Origin of the sequence: Nocardiopsis sp. NPDC006139 (genome assembly GCF_040614155.1) — a bacterium.
In the GTDB taxonomy this organism is placed as follows: domain Bacteria; phylum Actinomycetota; class Actinomycetes; order Streptosporangiales; family Streptosporangiaceae; genus Nocardiopsis; species Nocardiopsis changdeensis.
Genome location: NZ_JBEXTT010000001.1, coordinates 452339 through 475466 on the forward strand (window position 1 = coordinate 452339; position 23128 = coordinate 475466).

General features: G+C 73.9%; 20 protein-coding genes. 3 read left to right on the forward strand and 17 right to left on the reverse strand.

What is annotated here, in order from left to right; translation table 11 throughout:
* Positions 1-69: 69 nt before the first annotated feature.
* The 14 genes from ABZ249_RS01925 to uvrB all read right to left on the reverse strand — a co-directional run bounded on the left by ABZ249_RS01925 (position 70) and on the right by uvrB (position 16051).
* The gene (locus tag ABZ249_RS01925) at positions 70-1182 is read right to left on the reverse strand and encodes a prephenate dehydrogenase (protein ID WP_355256046.1); all 1113 of its coding nucleotides are present in this window, start codon (positions 1180-1182) and stop codon (positions 70-72) included.
* 117 nt (positions 1183-1299) lie between these two features.
* Positions 1300-1662, reverse strand: coding sequence for a chorismate mutase (gene aroH / locus ABZ249_RS01930; protein WP_220562414.1), 363 nt, complete (start codon positions 1660-1662; stop codon positions 1300-1302).
* Positions 1663-1773: 111 nt separating this feature from the next.
* A complete protein-coding gene (locus ABZ249_RS01935) occupies positions 1774-3930 on the reverse strand; it encodes a pseudouridine synthase (protein WP_355255901.1) in 2157 nt (718 codons plus the stop codon).
* The gene (gene scpB, locus ABZ249_RS01940) at positions 3917-4492 is read right to left on the reverse strand and encodes an SMC-Scp complex subunit ScpB (RefSeq protein WP_220562416.1); all 576 of its coding nucleotides are present in this window, start codon (positions 4490-4492) and stop codon (positions 3917-3919) included. Before scpB ends, ABZ249_RS01935 begins: the two co-directional genes overlap by 14 nt.
* Positions 4489-5331 (reverse strand): segregation/condensation protein A, encoded by an 843-nt coding sequence (locus ABZ249_RS01945; protein WP_355255905.1) that lies wholly within the window; start codon positions 5329-5331, stop codon positions 4489-4491. The genes scpB and ABZ249_RS01945 overlap by 4 nt, the downstream gene beginning before the upstream one ends.
* Positions 5332-5452: 121 nt before the next feature.
* A complete protein-coding gene (locus ABZ249_RS01950; protein WP_220562418.1) occupies positions 5453-5845 on the reverse strand; it encodes a hypothetical protein in 393 nt (130 codons plus the stop codon).
* Positions 5842-6801: a ParA family protein gene (locus ABZ249_RS01955; RefSeq protein ID WP_220562419.1), complete on the reverse strand. Its 960-nt coding sequence runs from the start codon at positions 6799-6801 to the stop codon at positions 5842-5844. The genes ABZ249_RS01950 and ABZ249_RS01955 overlap by 4 nt, the downstream gene beginning before the upstream one ends.
* A 218-nt stretch (positions 6802-7019) precedes the next feature.
* On the reverse strand, positions 7020-8060 hold the full coding sequence (locus ABZ249_RS01960) for a tyrosine recombinase (RefSeq protein ID WP_355255909.1): 1041 nt from the start codon (positions 8058-8060) through the stop codon (positions 7020-7022).
* Positions 8057-8722, reverse strand: coding sequence for an NUDIX hydrolase (locus ABZ249_RS01965; protein WP_220562421.1), 666 nt, complete (start codon positions 8720-8722; stop codon positions 8057-8059). The genes ABZ249_RS01960 and ABZ249_RS01965 overlap by 4 nt, the downstream gene beginning before the upstream one ends.
* Positions 8723-8764: 42 nt before the next feature.
* Entirely contained in the window at positions 8765-10405 is a 1641-nt protein-coding gene (locus ABZ249_RS01970; protein ID WP_220562422.1) for a CTP synthase, read from the reverse strand.
* Between the two features lie 656 nt (positions 10406-11061).
* The gene (locus ABZ249_RS01975; protein ID WP_355255914.1) at positions 11062-11985 is read right to left on the reverse strand and encodes a hydroxymethylglutaryl-CoA lyase; all 924 of its coding nucleotides are present in this window, start codon (positions 11983-11985) and stop codon (positions 11062-11064) included.
* An 89-nt stretch (positions 11986-12074) separates the two neighbouring features.
* The gene (locus tag ABZ249_RS01980) at positions 12075-13070 is read right to left on the reverse strand and encodes a GNAT family N-acetyltransferase (protein ID WP_355255917.1); all 996 of its coding nucleotides are present in this window, start codon (positions 13068-13070) and stop codon (positions 12075-12077) included.
* A 302-nt stretch (positions 13071-13372) separates the two neighbouring features.
* Entirely contained in the window at positions 13373-13807 is a 435-nt protein-coding gene (locus tag ABZ249_RS01985) for a DUF3060 domain-containing protein (RefSeq protein ID WP_220562425.1), read from the reverse strand.
* Positions 13808-13954: 147 nt separating this feature from the next.
* The gene (gene uvrB / locus ABZ249_RS01990) at positions 13955-16051 is read right to left on the reverse strand and encodes an excinuclease ABC subunit UvrB (protein ID WP_355255920.1); all 2097 of its coding nucleotides are present in this window, start codon (positions 16049-16051) and stop codon (positions 13955-13957) included.
* Positions 16052-16295: 244 nt separating this feature from the next.
* Here uvrB and ABZ249_RS01995 point away from each other — a divergent pair, with 244 nt between their 5' ends.
* Together ABZ249_RS01995 and ABZ249_RS02000 are read left to right on the forward strand one after the other, a co-directional pair.
* Positions 16296-17477, forward strand: a complete 1182-nt coding sequence (locus ABZ249_RS01995; RefSeq protein ID WP_355255923.1) for a hypothetical protein — start codon at positions 16296-16298, stop codon at positions 17475-17477.
* Positions 17478-17670: 193 nt separating this feature from the next.
* On the forward strand, positions 17671-18714 hold the full coding sequence (locus ABZ249_RS02000) for a hypothetical protein (protein ID WP_355255926.1): 1044 nt from the start codon (positions 17671-17673) through the stop codon (positions 18712-18714).
* A gap of 168 nt (positions 18715-18882) precedes the next feature.
* On the opposite strand, the gene coaE is transcribed toward ABZ249_RS02000, so the two are convergent.
* A complete protein-coding gene (gene coaE / locus ABZ249_RS02005) occupies positions 18883-19485 on the reverse strand; it encodes a dephospho-CoA kinase (protein WP_355255929.1) in 603 nt (200 codons plus the stop codon).
* Between the two features lie 55 nt (positions 19486-19540).
* Here coaE and ABZ249_RS02010 point away from each other — a divergent pair, with 55 nt between their 5' ends.
* Entirely contained in the window at positions 19541-20953 is a 1413-nt protein-coding gene (locus ABZ249_RS02010; protein ID WP_355255932.1) for a hypothetical protein, read from the forward strand.
* On the opposite strand, the gene ABZ249_RS02015 is transcribed toward ABZ249_RS02010, so the two are convergent.
* Both ABZ249_RS02015 and rpsA read right to left on the reverse strand, forming a co-directional pair.
* Complete coding sequence (locus ABZ249_RS02015) at positions 20940-21431, reverse strand: GNAT family N-acetyltransferase (protein WP_355255935.1); 492 nt, start codon at positions 21429-21431, stop codon at positions 20940-20942. The genes ABZ249_RS02010 and ABZ249_RS02015 overlap by 14 nt on opposite strands.
* A gap of 176 nt (positions 21432-21607) precedes the next feature.
* Positions 21608-23098, reverse strand: coding sequence for a 30S ribosomal protein S1 (gene rpsA / locus ABZ249_RS02020; RefSeq protein ID WP_220562431.1), 1491 nt, complete (start codon positions 23096-23098; stop codon positions 21608-21610).
* Positions 23099-23128: the final 30 nt, after the last annotated feature.

Consider the following 23128-nt stretch of genomic DNA (forward strand, 5'->3'; position numbering starts at 1 on the left):
CGCCCCAGCCTACCGGCGCGGAACACTCGCGGCGTCCACGCGCGGCACCGCCCACGCGGTGCGCGCCGTTCAGGCGCCCGGGTGGACCGACCAGCCGTCGGCGGCCAGCGCCCGGCCGAGGGTGTCCACCCCCGCGGGCAGCACGTACAGCTGCGCCACGCCCAGCGGCAGGCCCGGGGTGTGCTCGATGCGCACGTCCTCGATGTTCACGCCGGCGTCGGCGGCCGCGGCGAACAGGCGGCCCAGGGTGCCCGGCTCGTCCGGGATCACCACCGGGATCACCGTATAGTCCGGCAGCGTCGGCTCGCCGTGCTTGCCGGGGATGCGCCCGTGCCCGTCCCGGCCCCGGACCAGCAGGTCCCGCACCGGTCCGGCCTCCATGTCCGGCCCGGCCAGCGCGTCGGCGGTCCGGGACAGGTCCTCGGCCACCGCGCGCAGCACCCGCGCGACCGGGGCGGCGTTGTGGGTGAGGATCTCCGTCCACAGCGACGGGTCGCCGCCCGCCACCCGGGTGACGTCGCGCAGGCCCTGGCCGGCCAGGGTCAGGGCGTCCTCGCCCGCGTCGAGCAGCCGGGCCGCCACCGCGGAGGAGGCCAGGTGCGGGACGTGGGAGACCAGCGCCACGGCCCGGTCGTGCGCGGCGGCGTCGACGACCAGCGGGTCGGCCCCGCACAGGCGGGCCACCTCCGCGACCCGCTCGACCGCGCCCGGGTCGGCCTTGCCGGTCGGGCACAGCGCCCACGAGCGGCCCAGGAACAGGTCCGCGCGGGCCGCGCCCGGCCCCCGCTTCTCCCTGCCGCCCATCGGGTGCCCCGGCACGAAGGTCGCCAGGTCGCAGCCCAGGTCCTCGGCGGCCGCCACCACGCTCGCCTTCACGCTGGCCGCGTCGGTGTAGACGTGCGCGAGCCCGTCGTCCTGGGCCCGGCGCAGCACCTGCGGGACCACCGCGGGCGGGGCGGCGATCACCGCGACGTCGGCCGGGCGGCCGCCGGAGCCCTCCAGCGGCTCCCCCGCGCCCAGGTCGCAGGCCAGCCGCAGGGCGGCCGCGTCCGGGTCGGACAGCAGGACCTCCACGCCGTGCGAACGCAGGGCCAGCGCGATCGACGTGCCGATCAGGCCGGCCCCCAGCACCGCGACCCGGCGCACGGACGGCCGTCCGTCGCGCGCCCCCGCGTCCCCGATCCCGCTCACCGTGCTCCCCCGCCCCGTACGTCCGATTCCGTGTCATCCCAGATTAGGGCGTGTCCGGCGGGCACCGCCCGCGACGGGTCCGCGGAACGGCGGCCGGGGCGGCGGCGCCTACTGCGCGATGTCCAGCCGCAGCGCCTGCGCGCCCCGCAGGTACACGTGGTGCAGCTCCGCGCGCGGGCGGTCGGTCTCCACGTGCGCCATCAGCCGCACCACGCGCGGCAGGGCGTGCGGGACCCCGATCTCGGTGGCGCACATCAGCGGGACGTCGACGAACCCGAGCTCGCGGGCGGCCAGCGCCGGGAACTCGCTGGTCAGGTCCGGGGTGGCCGTGAAGAGCACGCTGATGACGTCCTCCGGCTCCAACCCGTTGCGCCGCATCACCTCGGAGACCAGTTCGGCGGTGGCCTCCAGCACCTGCCCGCGTTCGTCCGCGTCGACCTGCACCGCTCCGCGAATGGCCCGTACCGCCACGTCGATCCCGCCTTGTCCGTCGTTCCGCGTTCCCGTCCCCGGTCGGAGGAACGGGAACGGCGGCCGCGACCCCGGGTCGCGACCGCCGTCAACTGTATAACCAGCCGGGACCTACAGCCCGGCGGCCTTGTAGAGCTCGCTGACCTCGCGCGGGGTCAGCGCCCGCATCGTGCCCAGCTTGAGGGTGTTCAGGTCGATCGGGCCGACCTGGGTGCGGGCCAGGTCCGCGACCGGGTGGCCGACGGCCTCCATGACGCGGCGCACGATGTGCTTGCGGCCCTCGTGGAGGCGGATCTCCACCAGCGCCTTCGCACCGTCGTTGTCGACCACGCGGAAGGAGTCGATCTCGACCGGGCCGTCCTCCAGCTCCACGCCCGCGCGCAGCTGCTTGACCACGCTGTGCGGGACGGGGCCGGGCACCTTGGCGATGTAGGTCTTGATGACCTTGTACCGCGGGTGGGTGAGCCGGTTGGACAGCTCGCCGTCGTTGGTGAGCAGGATGAGGCCCTCGGTCTCGGTGTCGAGCCGGCCGACGTGGAAGATCCGCTCCTCGGTCTGGCCGGTGTAGTCGGCCAGGGTGGGGCGGCCCTCCGGGTCCCACATGGTGCTCACGACGCCGCGCGGCTTGTTGAGCGCGAAGTAGAGCTTGTCCGGGGACGTGACGACGCGCATGCCGTCGACGCGGATCTCGGACTTCTCCGGGTCCACCCGGGCGCCGAAGCGGCGGACGACCTCGCCGTCCACGCTGACGCGGCCCGCGGCGATCATCTCCTCGCTGGCGCGGCGGCTGGCGACGCCGGCGGCGGCGAGGGCCTTCTGGAGGCGGATGCCGCCCTCGACGTCGGTGTAGCTGTCGCGGGCCTCGTCGGGACGGTCCTCGTCCTTGGGGTCGTACTCCGAACGCAGCGCGTTGAGGCGCTCGCGGGCGGCCTTGGAGAGCTGGTTCTCGCTCTTGATGTCGCCCATGCGCACCTTGCGGCCGCCGGGGAGGTCGCCGGAGTGGTCGATCTTGTGCCGGGGCTTCTTGGGACGCGCGTCCCGGTCGCCCTCGAAGGAGCGCCCGCCGGGACCGCGCGAGTCGCGGTCGCCGAAGGAGCGGCGGTCGTCGCCGTCGCGCCCGCCGCGGAAGCCGCCCTCGCGCGAACCGCCGAAGGAGCGCCCGCCGCGGTCGTCGCGGGAGCCGCCGTGGGAACGGCCGCCGGGACCGCGCGAGTCGCGGTCGCCGAAGGAGCGGCGGTCGTCGCCGTCGCGCCCGCCACGGTAGCCCCCGCGGTCGCCGCCCTCACGGGAGCCGCCGTAGGAACGCCCGCCACGGTCGTCACGCGAGCCCCCGTAGCCGCCACGGCCACGGTCCCCGCCATCACGGCCACCCCGGAAGCCGCCCTGGCCACGGGAGTCACCACCGTCACGCCCACCGCGGTAACCACCACGGTCGCCACCCTCACGCGAACCGCTGAAGGAACGGCGGTCGTCGCCGTCGCGCCCGCCACGGTAGCCCCCGCGGTCGCCGCCCTCACGGGAGCCGCCGTAAGAACGCCCGCCACGGTCGTCACGCGAGCCCCCGTAGCCGCCACGGCCACGGTCCCCACCGTCACGGCCACCCCGGAAGCCGCCCTCGCGGGAGCCGCCGAAGGAGCGCCCGCCGGGACCGCGCGAGTCGCGGTCGCCGAAGGAGCGGCGGTCGTCGCCGTCGCGCCCGCCGCGGAAGCCGCCCTCGCGCGAACCGCCGAAGGAGCGCCCGCCACGGTCGTCACGGGAACCCCCGTAGCCGCCACGGCCACGGTCCCCGCCATCACGGCCACCCCGGAAGCCGCCCTGGCCACGGGAGTCGCCACCGTCACGCCCACCGCGGTAACCACCACGGTCGCCGCCCTCACGGGAGCCGCCGTAGGAACGCCCGCCGCCGTAGCCGCCGGAGTCACGTCCGCCACGGGAGTCGCGGTCGCCGTAGGAACGACGGTCTCCACCGTCACGAGAATCACTCATGGAACGTCCCTCACCTGCGCCACGGAAATCACGGCCGCCGCTGCGGCCCCCACCAGTACCACGGAAGTCACGCCCGCCACGGGAGTCACCACCGTCGCGCGGGCCGCGGAATCCGCCGCGGTCCCCGCCGTAGGAGCGGCCTGCGCGGCCGCGGTCGTCCCCACCCCGGGGACCTCGTTCGTCGCGGCGGTCGCGGCCGCCGCCGTTGTCGTTTCGATCGCCGCGCTCACCGCGCGGGGCGTAGTCCCGCGCACCGCGGGAACTGTCGTTAGGTGTGCTCACCGGTGTCGTCTAGACCTTCGATGTCGTCGGGCAGGAACGGTGCCAGATCCGGCAGCTCGTCGAGGCTGCGCAGGCCGAGCCGTTCCAGGAAATAGGAGGTGGTCCGGTACAGCAGGGCACCGGACTCCGGGTCGTGACCGGACTCTTCGATCAGCCCCCTCAGTACGAGGGTACGCATGACGCCGTCGCAGTTGACACCGCGGACCGCGGAGACCCTGCCACGGGAGACCGGCTGGCGGTAGGCCACCACCGCCATCGTCTCCAGCGCGGCCTGGGTCAGCCGCACCTCCTGCCCCTCCTTGAGGAAGTGCTCCACGATGTCGGCGCACTCCGGCCGCGTGTACACGCGCCAGCCGTCGGCCACCGCCCGAAGGTCGAAACCCCTGCCCTGCTCGGTGTATTCCCGCGACAGCGATTCGAGCGTCTCGGAGACCACCGCCACCGGCACCCCCAGCGCGCGGGCCAGGTCGTACTCCGAGACCGGCTGGTCCACCACCATCATCACCGCCTCCAGGTCGCGGCGCAGGGTCGGCGGCACCTCGGCGGTCTCCTCCACGGTCACTGGTCCTCCCCCTTCTCCGCGTCCGCCGGATCGGCGTCGTACTCGCTGTCCACCTCGACCTCGCCCTCGCCGCCGGTCCAGGTGACGACCAGCTCCCCGAGCGGCTCGGGCTGGTCGAAGCCCACGTTCGCGGCCCGGTACAGCTCCAGCAGAGCCAGGAACCGCGCGATGACCTCGAAGGTACCGTCGCACTCGGCGGCCAGCTCCGCGAACGTCATGCTCCCCCGCTCGCGCAGCACCGCCACCATCAGCTCGCCCTGCTCCTTGACGGAGGTCTTGGGCTGGTGGATGTGGGTGACCGGGACGCTCGGCGGCTCCTTGGGGGTGAACACCATCCCGGCCAGCGCCGCGAACTCCTGCGGCCCCAGCTTGAACAGCACCTCCGGGCGCAGCGCCTCGAACCGCTCCTCCAGCGGCACGGCGCGCGCGTACCGGCGGCCCTGCGCCCCCAGCCGGTCGCGCAGGAACGCCGCGACCTCCTTGTACGCCCGGTACTGCAGCAGCCGGGCGAACAGCAGGTCGCGGGCCTCCAGCAGGGCGAGGTCCTCCTCGTCCTCCACATCGCCGCGCGGGAGCAGCCGGGCCGCCTTCAGGTCCAGCAGGGTGGCGGCCACGAGCAGGAAGTTGCTGGCCTGGTCCAGGTCCCAGGCCTCCCCGTGGGCACGGATGTGCGCGATGAACTCGTCGGTGACCTTCGACAGCGACACCTCGGTGATGTCGAGCTTGTGCTTGGCGATGAGCCCCAGCAGCAGGTCGAACGGCCCCTCGAAGTTGTCCAGGTGCACCAGGAAGGCGTTCTCGCCCGCCTCCACGGCCTCGTCCGGAGGTCCCCCCGTCATACCCCCGGCCCCTCGTCGTCGTAACCCATGCACACAAGGGTGTCACCGGCCAGCCCCCGCCGGTGACACCCTCGGTCGTCCCCGCCCCCCGGTACCCCCTCCGACACCGGGCGGGCGTTGTTCAATCCTCGCTCAGCCGCCGCACCAGCATGCTGGCGGGCCCGTGCTCCTCGAAGTCGGCGAGCAGGACGGCGACCGCCTCACGGACCAGGCGGCCCCGGTCGGCGGACAGCCCGTGCTCGGCGCGCAGCGACAGCCGGGTCTGCTCCAGGGCCAGCAGCTCGGGCCCGGAGATGTAGACGGTGATCTTCTCGTCGTGGCGCTGCCTGCCGCTGGGCTTGGGTGCGCCGTCGACCACCCTGGTGGAGCCCTTGGCGCGCGCGGGGCGCGTCCGGGGCTCGGTCCTTCGCTGTTCCGGTGCCGTGTACTGGCGTTCGGTCTCCGTGTCGGGCACCGCGTCCACCTCGGTGCCGCTGGGGCGGAAGAACAGTTCGTCCGCCCCGGGTAGGGTCACGCGCCGCGACCGCTGAGAGGCCACCTCGCCAGCACCTCCTTGGCCAGTTCCCGGTAGGCGTTGGCGCCGGCCGAGGAGGAGTCGAACCTGGTGATGGGCTCGCCCGCCACGGTGGCGTCCGGGAAGCGCACGGTGCGGTTGATGACCGTGCCGTAGACCTTGTCGCCGAAGCCGTCGATGATGGTGGACAGGACCTCGCGGGCGTGGAGTGTGCGCGGGTCGTACATCGTGCCCAGGAAGCCGTCGATGACGAGGCGCTCGTTGAGCCGCTCCTGGACCTTCTGGATGGTGTCCATGAGCAGGGCCACACCGCGCAGCGCGAAGAACTCGCACTCCAGCGGCACGATGACGCCGTCGGCGGCGGTGAGGGCGTTGACGGTGAGCAGGCCCAGCGAGGGCTGGCAGTCGATGAGGACGACGTCGTAGTCGTCGATCACCGGTCGCAGCGCCCGGCCGAGCATCTGCTCGCGGGCCACCTCGCCGACCAGCTGCACCTCGGCGGCGGACAGGTCGATGTTGCTCGGGATCAGGTCCAGGCCGTCGATGTCCGTCTTGAGCAGGACGTCCTCGACCGTCACGTCCCGCTGCATGAGCAGGTTGTAGACGGTCAGGTCCAGCTCGCGCGGGTCGAGCCGGCCCAGCCCGACCGACAGGGCTCCCTGCGGGTCGAAGTCGACCAGCAGCACCCGTCTGCCGTACTCGGCGATGGCGGCGCCGAGGTTGATGGTGGTGGTGGTCTTGCCGACCCCGCCCTTCTGATTACAGAGTGCTACAATCCGTGCCGGGCCGTGTTCGTCGATGGGCTCTGGCACCGGATAGGTCCGTTCAGGTCTTGACGCGTGCAGATCGGCCCCCGTGTTGCGTGTCGTGCCCCAGGGGTTGGTCACCGGGTCGGCGAGTTCCTGCTCGCCGACGGCCGCGCCGTGCGCGGCGGCGTCGTTCTCCGACCAGTTCACAACCCTGGACCTCCCCTACGGACCGGCCACGGCCCGAAGGGATGCCGTGCCCCTGGAGCCTGGCGGCCGTCGGAAACTCAATATGTCGACAGCAACGTACCTCTGTGCGGCGACTCTAGAACGCCGACACGACGCACTTCAATGAAACCCGAGTGTAGAATCCCACGTCCTCGCCCCGGAGGGAAACCGAACGCACATATCCGGTCACGCGCGATCCCCTACCCCTGGGGGCTTTCCCGCAGGTCGGAGCCGCCGCGGCGGTGCGCGCGCGGATGGCTGGCCGCGTAGACCTCGCGCAGCCGGTCGACTGTCACAAGTGTGTAGACCTGTGTAGTGGTGACCGAACTGTGCCCCAGGAGCTCCTGCACGACCCGGATGTCCGCACCGCCGTCGAGCAGGTGGGTGGCGAAGGAGTGCCGCAGGGTGTGCGGGGACACCCCCGCCACCCCCGCGCGTTCGGCCACCGCCCCCAGCACGCCCCAGGCGCCCTGCCGGGTGAGCCTGCCGCCGCGCGCGTTGAGGAACAGCGCCGGGCCGCCCCGGCCGCGCCCGGCGCGGGCCAGCACCGGCCGGGCCCGCGTCAGGTAGGCGGCCAGCGCCCGCCGGGCATGGGAGCCCACCGGGACCAGCCGTTCCTTGCCGCCCTTGCCGGTGATCCGCACCAGCCCCACGTGGTCCTCGGGCACGGGGGCGTCCAGGCCGACGGCGTCGGCCACGTCGTCCACGTCGGCGCCGACCGCCTCGGAGATGCGCGCGCCGGTCCCGTACAGCAGCTCCAGCAGGGCCCGGTCGCGCAGCGCCAGCAGGGCGGCCCGGTCGCCGGCGGCGACGGGGGCCTCCACCGGTCCGGCGGCCGCCAGCAGGCGCTCGACCGTCTCCACCGGGACCGCCTTGGGCAGCCGCATCGGGGTGGCGGGCGGGGCCAGGTCGGCGGTCGGGTCGGTGGCGGCCCGCCCCTCGCGCACCGCGAACCGGTGCAGGCCGCGCACGGCGGCCAGGGTGCGCGCCGCCGACGCCGCCGCCAGCGGCGCCCGCCCGTCCCCGCCCTCGCGCAGGGCCCGCACGAAGGAGCCCGCCACGGCGGGGGTGACCAGGTCGACCGAGTCCACCCCCGCCGCGGCCAGGTACTCCCGGTACCGGCGCAGGTCGGCGCGGTAGGCCGCCAGCGTGTTGTCGGCCAGCGCCCGCTCGGCGCTCAGGTGGTCCAGGAACGCCGCGCACACCCGCTCCACCCCGGAGGGGCCGCCCGCGCCCGTCACGGCTCGGCGGGCTCGCGCAGGCCGGTGAAGCCCTCGCGGGAGGCGGCGTGCGCGGCCAGGACGCCGATCACCGTCGCCCCGTTGTGCAGCCGCCCGGCCAGGGCCAGGCCCACCGCCTCGTCCAGCGGCACCCACTCGGCGACCAGGTCGGCCTCCTCGTGCTGGCGCTCGAAGTCGATCTCCTCGGCCGGCACCTCCGACAGCCCGCGGGCCAGGAACACGTGGATGCGCTCGTTGGAGAAGCCGGGGCTGGGGAAGAAGTCGGCGAGCTCGTGCCAGGTGTCGGCGCGCAGCCCCGCCTCCTCCACCAGCTCGCGGCGGGCGGTGGCCAGCGGACCCTCGCCCTCGCCGTCGATGATCCCGGCGGGCAGCTCCCACAGCGTGTGCCGGGTGGCGTGCCGGTACTGGCGCTGCAGCAGCACCCGGCCGGCGTCGTCCAGGGCCAGCGCGGCCGCGGCCCCCGGGTGCTCCATGTAGTCGCGGGCGGCGAGGCTCGTACCGCGGCCGCCCGGGCCGGGCATCCGCACCCAGTCGGTGCGCATGCCCACCAGGCGGGAGCGGAAGCGGTCCTCGGACCGCTCCACCGGCCACGACGCGGGGGCGTCCGCGATCTTCGCGTCCGCCCCCGTGTTGTCGGTTCCGGCCGGGCGGGTGTGACTCATATGCTCTCGCCTCTCAGGCTCGTGCCCCGCCCGGCCCCACCTTCAGGACTTCTTGTTCTCCAAGGCCGCCGCGATCAGACCGCGGAACATCGGGTTGGCCTTGGTCGGCCGGGAACGCAGTTCCGGGTGCGCCTGCGTGGCGATGTAGAACGGGTGGACGTCCCGGGGCAGCTCGACGTACTCCACCAGCTTGCCATCCGGGGACAGCCCGGAGAACACCAGACCCGCCTCCTCCAGCTTGGGCCGGTAGGCGTTGTTGACCTCGAACCGGTGGCGGTGGCGCTCGGACGCCTGCGCCTGGCCCCCGTACAGGTCGCGCGCCAGGGTGCCCTCGCCCAGGTCGGCGGGGTACAGGCCCAGCCGCATGGTGCCGCCCATGTCGCGCTCGCCCGAGACCACGTCCTCCTGGTCGGCCATGGTGGCGATGACCGGGTCGACGGCCTTGTCGTCGAACTCGGTGCTGTTGGCGCCCTCCAGGCCCAGCACGTTGCGCGCGTACTCGATGACGATCGCCTGCAGGCCCAGGCAGATGCCCAGCAGCGGGACGCGGTTCTCGCGGGCGTAGCGGATGGCGCCGATCTTGCCCTCGATGCCGCGCACGCCGAACCCGCCGGGGATGAGGATGCCGTCGACGCCGTCCAGCTCGGCGGCCGCGCCCGAGGGGCTGGCGCAGTTGTCGCTGGCGACCCAGCGGATGTTCACCCGGGTGTCGGTGGCGAACCCGCCGGCGCGCAGCGCCTCGGAGACCGACAGGTAGGCGTCGGGCAGGTCGATGTACTTGCCGACCATGGCGATGGTGACCTCGTGGTCGGGCTGGTGCACGCGGCGCAGCAGCGAGTCCCACTCGGTCCAGTCCACGTCGCGGAACGGCATGCCCAGGCGGCGCACGACGTAGGCGTCCAGGCCCTCGCGGTGCAGGACCTTGGGGATGTCGTAGATGGACGGGGCGTCGGGGGTGGAGACCACGCCCGCCTCGTCCACGTCGCACATGAGGCTGATCTTGGCCTTCAGGCTCTGGGTGATGGGCCGGTCCGAGCGGCACACGATGGCGTCGGGCTGGATGCCGATGCTGCGCAGGGCGGCGACCGAGTGCTGGGTCGGCTTGGTCTTCATCTCGCCCGAGGGGCCCAGGAAGGGGATCAGCGAGACGTGCAGGAAGAAGCAGTTGTCGCGGCCGATCTCGTGCCGGATCTGGCGGACCGCCTCCAGGAACGGCTGCGACTCGATGTCGCCGACCGTGCCGCCGATCTCGGTGATGACGATGTCGACCTCGGGGTCGTCCATCGCGTAGATGCGCGACTTGATCTCGTTGGTGATGTGCGGGATGACCTGCACGGTGTCGCCGAGGTAGGCGCCCTGCCGCTCCTTGGCGATGACGCTGGAGTAGATCTGCCCGGTGGTGACGTTCGCGGTCGCCGACAGCTCGGTGTCGAGGAAGCGCTCGTAGTGGCCCACGTCCAGGTCGGTCTCGGCGCCGTCGTCGGTGACGAACACCTCGCCGTGCTGGAACGGGTTCATCGTGCCGGGGTCCACGTTGAGGTACGGGTCCAGCTTCTGCATGGTGACCCGCAGCCCGCGCGACTTCAGGAGCCGGCCGAGGCTCGAAGCGGTGAGGCCTTTGCCGAGACTGGAGGCGACGCCGCCAGTAACGAAAAGGTGCTTGGTACTCGCGGCGGATGCCAAAGTGTTGCTCCCGTGGGTTGAGTGGCTACGGCGGGCTCGGAGGAGCCAGAGCGGCCGTGCGGCGGTCCGGTTCCGAGGCGGTGGGATCATCGCTTCGGTCCGCCCGGACATCCACGGGGCACCAGGATAACAGGCCCCCGCGGAACCACATCCGCAGAACACCTTTCCCGGGGCCGCTGTTCCCACCGCGACCTGCGACGATCCCGGGGGCCAGGGGAAGGCGCCCCCGCGGCGGCGGCCGTGTCGTGTGCGTCACGGTCACGGAAACGCCCGCCGGAAGGGGCTTCCCGTCCGCCGCCGCCCCTTCCTGCGCCGCCCCCGCTTCGCGACGAACACCACAGGCCCCGCCCGCCCCACCCGTCACCCGGGTGGCCGGTCTCGGACCGGCGGGGACCGTATCCCCGGCCCCTGCCGGACGGGATCCGCGAAGGGACACGCGCGTCCCCGCCGAGCGCGTACGACCGCCCCGGCCCGGGAGGGCCCCGCCCCGGCGGGGGCCGAGAGGACCCGTCGCGAAGGACCCGAAGGGACACGCAGGTCCCCGCCGAGTGCGTACGAGCGTCCCGGCAAGGGACGAGAGGGCCCGTCCCGCGAAGGGCGCGAAGGGTGCCGCGAGCGAGCACCGTCGCCCCGCCCCGGCGGGGCCGGCGGGCCGGTCAGGCGGGGAAGTCCCCGGCGCGGCCCAGGTAGGCCGGGGGCGCCTTGTCCAGGCGCTCGCCCGTCCAGTCGCCCAGGGCGGCGGCCGCCGACAGGCTCACGCCCGTGTGCAGGCCGCTGCGGTGCAGCAGGTACAGCAGGTCCTCGGTGGCGATGTTGCCGGTCGCGGCGGGCGCGAACGGGCAGCCCCCGAAGCCGCCCACGCTGGAGTCCAGCACCCGCACCCCGGCCTCCGCCGCCGCCCAGGCGTTGGCGTAACCGGTGTTGCGGGTGTTGTGGAAGTGGCAGCGCAGCGCGCGCCCGCCGGCGACCGCGGCCACCGCCCCCACGAGTTCGGTGACCTGGTGGGGCACCCCCACGCCGATGGTGTCGGCCAGCGCGATCTCCACCGCCGAGGTGTCGGCGATGCGCCGCACCACCTCCACCACCCGCTCCGTGGACACCTCCCCGTCGAAGGGGCAGCCGAACGCCGTCGACACGGTGACGCTCAGCGGGACGCCGGTGCCCTCCAGGGCCCGGTCGATGTCGGCCAGCGCGTCGAGCATCCCGTCGACGGTGGTGCCCTGGTTGCGCACGCAGAACCCGTCGGTGGCGGGCACCGCGACGTTCACCTCCGACACCGCGGCCTCGAGCGCCCGGTCCAGGCCGCGCCGGTTGAGGACCAGCCCGATGTGGGAGACGCCCGGGGCGCGCCGCACGCCCTTCATGATCTCCTCGGCCCCGGCCATCTGCGGGACCCTCTTGGGGTTGACGAAGCTGACGGCCTCGATACGGCGCAGCCCCGCGTCTGCGGCCCGGTCGATCATCGCGATCCGGTCCTCGACCGAGAGCACCTTCGCCTCGTTCTGCAGCCCGTCGCGCGGCCCCACCTCGACGATCTCGACGTGCTCGCCGCCCGCCGGCCCCCGGTCGTCCACGGTCATGTCCGTCCCCTCCCACGCGCCCGTGCGTTCGCGCACAGGCTAGCCCAGGGGACCGCGGACGCCGGGAGGCGGGGCCGGTCGGCCCGCGGTCAGCGCAGGGCGAGGGCGGGGCGGATCTCCCAGGTCGTCCAGACCGGGCGGTAGCCCATGCGGTGCCAGAACGGGCCCGACAGCGGGTTCATGGCGGCGTAGTTGAGCACCGAGACGCCCACCCCGTGGCTGTCCAGGGCCTGGTGGGCCTGGCCGACCAGGGCGGTGCCGATGCCGTTGCCGCGTTCGGCGGCGGTGACCACGCCGTAGCCGATGTGCGCGATCGGGCGCGCCTTGACCAGGGACTTGGCCCAGCGGGACCGCTCGGGCGGGGACACCCACAGCAGGCCCACGGCGCGGCCGCGCCGCTCGGCCAGCCAGATCCAGGAGCGGTCCCGTTCCAGGGCGCGGGCGGCCACCTTGCGGGTCTGCTCGGCGGTGTCGGGCTGGAGGAAGACGCCGCCGAAGTGCTGCTCGTAGCGGTGCTCCTCCATGAGGAGGCCCACCACCTGGGTGAGGTCGCTGCGGTCGGCCAGGCGGATGGTGACGTCGCGCGGCGGCAGCGACGGGGGCACGCCGCGGCGGCGCTGGCGCGCGGCGAGCACGGTGTAGGGCTGCAGGCCGTGGCGCTGGAGCGGGATGATGCCGCAGACGTCGCGGGCGGGCCAGCTCACCAGGGCGGCCGACTCCGAGCCGGTGCCGGTGGGCAGGTCCTCCAGCTGGTCGCGCCAGCTGGTGAGCAGCGAGTCCAGGGCGCGGGCGGGCTCGGGGCCGCCGACGATGGGGGTCAGCCAGTGCTGGTCGGGCACGCCCCAGATCCGGCCGACCTCGCCGGGCTGGTACCAGGTGTAGTGCATGGCGCCCGCCGCGACCGTGCGGCCGTCCTCGTCGCTGACGGTCAGCAGGGGGTAGGAGTCGGCGGCGAAGCTCACCGGTTCGGGCAGCAGGGGGTCCGCGGCCGCCCAGCGCTGGGCGGCGGACCGCACCAGCGGGTCGAGGCCCGCATCGCCTCCGGGCGACTCATCATGTCGCACCCGGGCGACATAACCGCTCATCCACCCCTCCCCTAGCGGGTCTCACGTGTCCGCCCCCGCCGTCGTGCCGCCCCGACGACGGGCGGGACGAAACGACCGTACCGCCTCAGAGTCGGACGGGGGAACGATACAGCCGACCGACACCGAAAGTTCACCCTCGGTGGTGGCATCCGTCCGATCCGTGGCCCTCCTCCGCGCCGACGCGGACGTGGACGCTGACCACCGTAACCGATCGAAGGTCACTCTCAGGTGGCGGGGCGGTCAATCCGGCGACACGGAATCCCGTCGTGACACGGGATCGCGGCGCCCGGGCGCCGCGGGGGTCACTCCTGGGCGACCCCGCCCTCGGCGACGGTGGTGTTGCGGCCCTGGTTGACGATCGTGGGCTCGCCGCCCGCGAAGGAGATGGTGTTGTCCACTCCGACCAGCACGATCTTGTCGGCCGAGCCCACGTCGACGGTGGAGCCGCGGCCGGTGGCGCGGACCACGCCGCAGGACCCGTCGAGCACCACGACGGCGTCGTCGGCCGAGACCACGACCTCGCGCCCCTCGCACTCCTCGTGGATCTCGGAGCCGTCGTCCACGACGATGAGCACGTCGTGGGCGTCGACGTTCTCCTCGGGGATCGTGACGGCGTCGGACCCGGGCGGCAGGTCGGGGCCCTCGATCTGCTCGCGGCCGAAGGCCAGGCCGCACCCGGTCAGCATGGTGCCCAGCAGCACGGCGCCGCCGGCGACCACCTGGAGTCGAGCCCTCATCGTTTCCCCCACACCCGGATTCATCCGGCAATTGCGACATACATCCTGCGCAAGACCAAGATTATGTCACGCGGAGGTAACTACGCGACCCTATCGTTGCTCCACCGTATCCGGACCGAGACCGAGCGGGGCGGGAAGCCCCACGGCTCAGGGGGTCCCGGCCGCGTCCATGCCCCGCAACTCCCGCTTGAGCTCGCCGATCTCGTCCCGAAGCCGGGCCGCCAGCTCGAACCGCAGGTCCGCCGCCGCCTGGTGCATCTGCCCGCTCAACTGGTCGATGAGGCCCGCCAGCTCCGCCCGCGGCATGTTCGCCGCGTCCACGCCCCGCTCGCCCAGCGCCGGGACCGGGGCCTTGGCCGCCGCGCCCGCGCCGCGGTACCCGCTCGCCATCAGCTCCTCGGTGTCCACGTCCTCCCGGTTCAGGGAGTCCAGGATGTCCGCGATCTGCTTGCGCAGCGGCTGCGGGTCGATACCGTGCTCGGCGTTGTACGCCAGCTGCTTCTCGCGGCGCCGGGTGGTCTCCTCGATCGCCGCCCGCATCGAGTCGGTGACGTTGTCCGCGTACATGTGCACCTGGCCCGCCACGTTGCGCGCCGCCCGGCCGATGGTCTGGATCAGGGAGGTCTCCGACCGCAGGAAGCCCTCCTTGTCCGCGTCCAGGATCGCCACCAGCGACACCTCGGGCAGGTCCAGGCCCTCCCGCAGCAGGTTGATGCCGACCAGCACGTCGAACTCGCCGACCCGCAGCTCCCGCAGCAGCTCCACCCGGCGCAGCGTGTCCACCTCGCTGTGCAGGTACCGCACCCGGATGCCCAGCTCCGCGAAGTAGTCGGTGAGGTCCTCGGCCATCTTCTTGGTCAGCGTGGTGACCAGCACCCGCTCCGAGCGCTCGGCCCGCACCCGGATCTCGTGCACCAGGTCGTCGATCTGCCCCTCGGTGGGCTTGACCAGCACCTCCGGGTCCACCAGGCCGGTCGGCCGGATGACCTGCTCCACCACGTCGCCCGCGCTCTGGCGCAGCTCGTAGCGGCCCGGGGTCGCCGACAGGTACACCGTCTGCCCGATCCGCCCGACGAACTCCTCCCACTTCAGCGGCCGGTTGTCCAGCGCCGACGGCAGCCGGAACCCGTGGTCCACCAGGGTCCGCTTGCGGGAGGCGTCGCCCTCGTACATCGCCCCGATCTGCGGGACCGTCACGTGCGACTCGTCCAGCACGAGCAGGAAGTCGTCGGGGAAGTAGTCCAGCAGCGTGTTGGGCGCGCTGCCCGGGGGGCGCTCGTCGAAGTGCCGCGAGTAGTTCTCGATGCCCGAGCACGTCCCCAGCTGGCGGATCATCTCCAGGTCGTGGGTGGTGCGCATCCGCAGCCGCTGCGCCTCCAGCAGCTTGCCCTGGCCCTCCAGCTCCGCGAGCCGCTCGCCCAGCTCCGCCTCGATCGTCTGCACCGCCCGCGCGGTGCGCTCCTCGCCGGCCACGTAGTGCGAGGCGGGGAAGATGAACATCTCCTCGCTCTCCCCCAGCACCTCCCCGGTCAGCGGGTGCAGGGTGAGCAGCCGCTCGACCTCGTCACCGAACATCTCGATGCGGATCGCCAGCTCCTCGTAGACCGGGATGATCTCGATCGTGTCGCCGCGCACCCGGAACGTGCCCCGCGTGAACGCCATGTCGTTGCGGGTGTACTGCATCTCCACCAGGCGCCGCAGCAGGTCGTCGCGGTCCACCTCCATGCCCACCGACAGCTGCGCCATCCGGTCCACGTACTCCTGCGGCGTGCCCAGGCCGTAGATGCACGACACAGACGCCACCACGATCGTGTCCCGGCGGGTGAGCAGCGAGTTGGTCGCCGAGTGGCGCAGCCGCTCCACCTCGTCGTTGATCGAGGAGTCCTTCTCGATGTAGGTGTCGCTCTGGGGGACGTACGCCTCGGGCTGGTAGTAGTCGTAGTACGACACGAAGTACTCGACGGCGTTGTTCGGCAGCATCTGCCGCAGCTCGTTGGCGAACTGCGCGGCCAGCGTCTTGTTGGGCTGCATCACCAGGGTCGGCCGCTGCAGCTGCTCCACGGTCCAGGCGACCGTCGCCGTCTTGCCGGTGCCGGTCGCGCCCAGCAGCACCGTGTGCGCGTCGCCGCCGCGCACCCGCCGGGTGATCTCCTCGATCGCCTTGGGCTGGTCGCCCGCCGGACGCATGTCCGAGACCACCTCGAACGGGTTCTCACTGCGCTTGATCTCGGTGACCGGTCGCACGTCGCCCTCATCCCCTCGTCGCCCGGGGCCCGACCCCGCACACGGGCCCCCGTCCACCTAACGCTACCGACCGCCCACGACATCCCGCGGCCGGAGGCCGACGCGCCTCCCCGCGGCACCGGCGGCCGGACCGTCCGTCCACAGCCCGCCGAAGACCCCTGACCGGGCGGGGATCCCGGGGTTACCATCGAAATCAGCGCACTGTACCCCCGGAAACCGTGCCCCCGGAATAGAGGTGCCAGCCGTGTCCCACCCCTCCCGACCCACCTTCGATCCGACCCTGCCGCGCCGGACGATCGCCCGTCTGCACGCCCACCCCGAGCGGCTGCTGCCGGATTCGGTCGGCCCCTCCTCACGGCTCACCTGGCGCCGCGGCGCCGCCCTTACCGCCGCCGGCGGCACCTCCCTGGCCGCGCTCGCCCTGCTCGTGCCCGGTGCGGCCACCCCGCTCATCGCCCTGCTGTGCCTCATCGTCACCGCCGTCGTCCTGGGCCTGGTCTCCGACCGGGGCTCGCTCGCCGACGACTGGGCCGACCTGCTCATGCACGGCTTCTGGGCGCTGCCGCTGTCCGCCGCCGCCGTCCTGACCGGCCACGTGGTCCTGGGCGACGCCCTGGAACCCCTGGCCGCCGCCGTCCCCGGCAGCGCCTCCGCCGCCGCCCTCTACCTGGCCGTCGCCGGGGGCGGGGCCGGCGCGATCATGCGCCCGGGCATGCTGCCCCGGCTGGCCTCGGAGAACCGCCGCCGGTACGTGCTGCCCGAGGACTTCGGCCGCCCCTACAGCTACGCCACCCGGCACGAGGAGCCCGAGGCCCACCTGTTCGCCCGCCTGCAGCAGGCCACCGACCGCGTCGAGGAGGGCACCCGCGTGCTGGGCGCCTCCTTCGACGCCGCCCACACCCTGCCGCTGCTCCGCGAGGAGGAATGGCGCATGTCGCAGGAGCTGCTGCGGCTGCGCGCCCTGCGCCGCGAGCTGGTCCAGCGCAAGCGGGAGGCGGTGTCCCGGCAGGTCACCCGGGCCCTGCAGCCGCAGGAGGAGGCGGTGGCCCGCGCCCACGCCGCCCTGGCCGAACGCATCGGCGTCCTGGCCGACTACGGCGAGCGCGTCCACGCCGCGGTGACCGCCCACCGCGAGTGGGAGCAGTGCCAGGCCATCGCCGACCGCGCCGCCGAGTACGCCGACCTGGCCCTGACCACCGCGCGCGGCGCCATGCAGACCGACGAGATCGACGACAGCCTGCTCAGCGTGCGGGCCGCCCACTCGGTCCGGGAGGAACTGGTGCGCGAGGCCGTGGACGCCGGGTCCTCCCTGTCGGCGGCGCTGCACCCCGAGGCCGGGCGGACCCGCCGCGAGCCCCTGGACATCCCCCGACCACGTCAGGCCCGGTCCCCCGAACCCGCGGCCCCGCAGCCGACGGAGGACTGAGGCCGTCCGCACCCGCCCCCGCGCACGGACGCCGGGGCGCGCTCCGCCCTGCCCGGCCGAGGGCCGCCGCGCGGCCGGTAGCGGCCATCCCCGTTTTCCGGGCCCCGCACCCGGTCATCATGGGGGCATCCCACCCCGAGGCCGCCCGCTCCGGCACCCCGTCCACCGACCGCACTCAACGCCGAGGCGGCCCATGCACGCTCGCCCCACGCCCGACCCCGACCACGCCCCCGATTCCGCGACGCCGCCCGGAACACCGCGGCCCGGACCGCACCGGCCCCGGAGCGCCGACGAACGCGTCGCCGCGCTCGCGGCCGCCCCCTACCTGTACCCCCACCCCGACCCCGTCGACGGCGGGCCGCCCGGGACCTGGCCGGAGACCCCCTACCTGTTCCTCCTCCAGGAGGCCACCGACAGCGCCGCCGAGGCCGAGCGCGTCCTCGCCCCCGACCCGGACGCCGCGTGGGCGACCGGGCTGATGCGCCGGGCGGAGTGGGCGCAGGTCTACGCGGCCCACGTCATCCGGGCCCTCGTCCCCGATCCGGACACGGAGATCCCCTTCTCCGAGGAGGACCGGCCGGAGGAGGCCGAGGAGGCCGTCCGCCTGGGCGCGCTGGCCCGGCGGGCCGCCCAAGAGCCCGACCGGTACGGCGCCGCCTACCTGGACCGGGTCCGGGAGCTGCGGCGGGAGGTCGAGGCGCACGGGGCCGCCGCGGAGGACGCCGTGGCGGCCGGAGGACCGCGCGCGCCGCGGGAGCACGCCGACGAGCGGCCGCGCGGGGCCGGCGGGATCCCCGTCCTGCTCCCCGGCCCGGTCCGGCGCGCACGGGCCCGGCCGTCGTCCCGGGCGGCCACCGCGCTCACGGGTCTGCTCCTGGTGCCCGCCGGGCTGTCCGCCCTCTCCCAGCCGTACGCCACCGTGCACCTGGCGATCGTGTGCGGGGCCGCCGTGGGCGCCTTCATCGTGTGGAGCAACCTGCGGTACGACCCCGGGACCTCGCGCCTGTACCTGGCGGGCGTCGCCCTGGTCGGCCTCCTCGTCGGCGGCGCGCTGGCCGACTACCTCCACGGCGCCCTGGCGCTCCTGTTCGCGCAGCTCGCCCCGCAGGCCTCCGACGCCGCGCCGGGGGACGTCGTCACCGCCGGACTGTACGGCCTGGCCGCGCTGGTCTGCTGGGTCCTCGCCGCGACCGGCGCCGGCGGCCTGCACCCGCGGGCCGAGCAGGCACCGCCGTAGGGGCCCGGGCCGACCGGCCCCGCCCGACCCGCCGACGGGCGGACGCCCCCGCGTCCGCCCTCCCCACCCCGACCCCGAGGCGACACCCATGCGAGCCCGCACCGCCCCCGGCCCCGCGGCCCCGGCGCGCCCCCGTGCCCGGCCGGGCGCCGCCGCGCCGGTGCCCGGTCAGGACGCCCTGGCCAGCAGCTCCTCCCACACCTGCGCGACCCGCTCCGTGAGCTGCTCCCGGGTCCCGGAGTTGTCCACCACCAGGTCCGCCGCCGCCAGCCGGGTCTCTCTGTCGGCCTGCGCCCGGATCCGCGCCCGCACCTGTTCAGGGTCCATGCCCCGGCTCCGGACCACCCGGTCCACCCGCACCTCGTCGGGGGTGTCGACGACCACCACCACGTCGTACAGCGACTCCAGGCCGTTCTCCACCAGCAGCGGCACGTCGTACACCACCACCGGGGCGCCGTCCGCCTCGGCGCGCGCCATCAGCTCCGCGCTGCGCTCGCCCACCAGCGGGTGCACGATGGCGTTGAGCCGCGCCAGCCGCGCCTCGTCGGCGAACACGATCTCCCCCAGCCGGGGCCGGTCCAGGCTCCCGTCCGGGGCGAGCACGCCCTCCCCGAACTCCTCGACCACCGCCGCCAGGCCCGGTGTGCCGGGCTCCACCACCTCGCGGGCGATCGCGTCGGCGTCGATCACCACGGCCCCGTGCCCGGCCAGTTCCGCGGAGACCGCGCTCTTACCCGAGCCGATCCCCCCTGTGAGTCCCACTTTCAGCATGTCACGACCCTAGTGACCGCCGCCCCTCCACCGCCCCCCACCCCCCGGAGTCCCCGTGACCGCACCCCGGCCGACCGTCCGCCCCGGCCTCCCCCCGGACCGGGTCGCCCGGCTGACCGCCCGGCTCGACGGCCTGACCGCCCCCTCCCGGGCGCTCGACCCGCCCGACCCGGTCCGCGCCCACCTGTGGACGGCCGGCGTCCACATGTACGCGGCCGCCCTCGCCCTGCTCGTCCCGGTGCCCTCCTGGGCCGGCGGGCTCCTGCTGGGCCTGGGGGCGGCGGGCTGCGCGGGCGCGGTCGCCGTGTACGCCCGGCCCCGGACGTTCTCCCCCGCGCTGGGCGGACCGCGGTGGGCGGCCCCGGTCCTGTTCACCGCCCTGGGACTCTGCCTGGCCGCGGCCTGCGCCGCGGCCGCCCACCTGCTGCACCTCTCCGTCCGGGAGCTGATCGCGGGCCCCGGGGCCGGGGCCGCCCTGCTCTCGGCCGTCCTCGCCGTCGTCGCCCTGGCCGGCGCGCGCCACTGGTCCCGGGACCGGCGGTCCGTCCACGGGGTCGACCACATCACCCCCCACCTGCTGCCCGCCACTCCGTGGGAACCCGCCGCCGAGGAGCCCGGCGGCCTGCGCGCCACCCGCCCGCTGCACCCGCGCGAGCAGGCGCTGGCCGACCTGCGCGCGTGCGTCGACGCCTTCGACGAGCTGAAGCGCACCGGAGCGCCCCTGCCCGGTGCCGGCGGCGTCCTGGGCCGCCTGCGCGACCACGAGTGGCGGGCCGGCCGCATCATGCTGCTGCGCCGCCGCCGGATCCGCCGCGACCTGGCCCGCGGCCCCCTGCCCGGCCCCGATCCGTACGCCGCGGAGGCCGCCGTCCTGGCACCCCTGGCCCGCGCCGCCCTCCAGGCCCACCGGGCCGTCCTCGCCGCCCGCGGCCGGGGGGCGAAGGGCCGTACGGTGCACGCTCTCACCGCCGAGCGCGACAAGCGCCTGCGCAGGCTCCACCCGCGCATCGAGCGCATCCTGCGCTGGAGCCGGGCCGCACCCGCGAAGCCCCGGCCCTACGAGCCCGCCCGCCCGCTCGTCCGCCTGCTGTACGCGGTGGCGGGGCTGGCGGCACTCGGCGCCGCCTGGGCCGCCCTGCTGTACCCCGCCGCGGGAACGGTGCTGCTCTTCGCCTCGGGCCCCGTCGTGTCGGCCTGCGTCCTGCTGTGGGTGCGCCTGCGCTATGCCGAACGGTGGACGCCGAAGCGGATGGCCGGGATGCTCCTGGCCTCGGGCTACATCACCGCCATGCTGTCCTGGGGGTTGTACGAGCTGTGGGAGGCGATCGCGTGGTGGGTCGCCACCGGCCTCTTCTTCGTCGCGCGGGGCGACGCGACGGTGGCCTTCTACCTGTACCTGGTCGCGTTCTTCTGCTGGTTCCTGGCCCTGACCGGTTGGGGGCGCGCCCACCCCCTCAGCCGGAGGTGACCGCCGCCAGCTCCTTGCGCATGTGCACCATCACCAGGTGGTCGGCGACCCGCTCCCGGTGCGTCACCGCGTAGCCCGCACGCCGGTACAGGAGCTGGTTCTGCGCGCTCTGCGCCCCGGTGAACAGGGTCAGCGCCGCCAGGTCGGGCCGCAGGCCCCGCAAGTCCTCCTCCATCCGCTCCAGCAGCGCGGCCGCCACCCCGCGCCGCCGCCGGTCCGGGGCCACCGCCAGCCGGCCCACCACCCCGGTGGTGCCGGTGACCTGCGCGCGCACCGCGCCGATGATCCGGTGCCCCTCGACGGCCTTGAGCACCAGGGACCCGGGGTCGGCCAGCAGCCGCTCCACCCGCTCCAGGGTCTCGGTCAGCGGCAGGATGAACGGGTCCCCGTAGGCCTGGGCCTCGTCGACGAACGCCGCCCGCTGCAGGGTGTGGATCTCCCCCGCGTCGGCGGGGGCGGCCGGGTGGATCTCGAACACGCCGTCTCCTCACACGCCCCGCTCGCCGGGGCACGGCACGAGACTAGCCCGATCGGCCACGACACGGTGCGCTCCCGGCCCAGGACACGGCGAAGGGCCGCCCCCTGGTGGGGACGGCCCTTCGTCAGGCTGTCAGGTCCCGCGGACGGGACCCGCCGAACGGTTCACCGAACCGGTCAGGCGTCGCCGCCGGCGAGCTTCTCGCGCAGGGCGGCCAGGGCCTCGTCGGAGGCCAGGGCACCGCTGGAGGCGGACTCCGAACCGGAACCGGAGCCCTGGGACCCGCCGGTGTAGTCCTCCTCCTCGGCCTCGACCGGGGCGTTGGCCGCCTCGGCCTCGGCCGCGCGGGCCTCCTCGACCTGCTTGCGGTGCGCCTCGAACCGGGCCTGGGCCTCGGCGTAGCTGCGCTCCCACTCGTCGCGCTGGGCCTCGTAACCCTCGAGCCACTCGCCGGTCTCGGCGTCGAAGCCCTCGGGGTACTTGTAGTTGCCCTGCTCGTCGTACTCGGCGGCCATGCCGTACAGGGTGGGGTCGAAGTCCACCTGGTCCGGCGAGACGCTCTCGTTGGCCTGCTTCAGCGAGAGGCTGATGCGGCGGCGGTCGAGGTCGATGTCGATGATCTTGACGAAGATCTCGGTGCCGACCTGGACGACCTGCTCGGGCACCTCGACGTGGCGCTCGGCCAGCTCGGAGATGTGGACCAGGCCCTCGATGCCCTCCTCGACGCGGACGAACGCGCCGAACGGGACGAGCTTGGTGACCTTACCCGGGACGACCTGACCGATCTGGTGGGTCCGGGCGAACTGCTGCCACGGGTCCTCCTGGGTCGCCTTCAGCGACAGGGAGACGCGCTCGCGCTCCATGTCGACGTCCAGCACCTCGACGGTGACCTCCTGGCCCACCTCGACGACCTCGCTCGGGTGGTCGATGTGCTTCCAGGACAGCTCGGAGACGTGCACCAGGCCGTCGACGCCGCCCAGGTCCACGAACGCACCGAAGTTGACGATCGAGGAGACCACACCCTTGCGGATCTGGCCCTTCTGGAGGGTGTTGAGGAACGTCTGGCGGACCTCGGACTGGGTCTGCTCGAGCCAGGCGCGGCGGGACAGGACCACGTTGTTGCGGTTCTTGTCCAGCTCGATGATCTTGGCCTCGAGCTCGCGGCCGACGTACGGCTGCAGGTCGCGGACGCGGCGCATCTCGACCAGGGAGGCGGGCAGGAAGCCGCGCAGGCCGATGTCGAGGATGAGACCACCCTTGACGACCTCGATGACGGTGCCGGTGACGACGCCGTCCTCCTCCTTGATCTTCTCGATCGTGCCCCAGGCGCGCTCGTACTGGGCGCGCTTCTTGGACAGGATCAGACGGCCTTCCTTGTCCTCCTTCTGGAGGACCAGGGCCTCGACCTGGTCGCCGACGGCGACGACCTCACCGGGGTCGACGTCGTGCTTGATCGAGAGTTCCCGGGACGGGATCACACCCTCGGTCTTGTAGCCGATGTCGAGCAAGACCTCGTCTCGATCGACCTTCACGATGGTGCCCTCGACAATGTCACCGTCGTTGAAGTACTTGATGGTCTCGTCGATCGCCGCGAGGAAGGCTTCCTCGGACCCGATGTCGTTGACCGCTACCTGGGGTGTCGAGGTGGCCTCGGTGCTGCTCGTCATTTGTGGGTGGACTCCGGATACGGACAGATT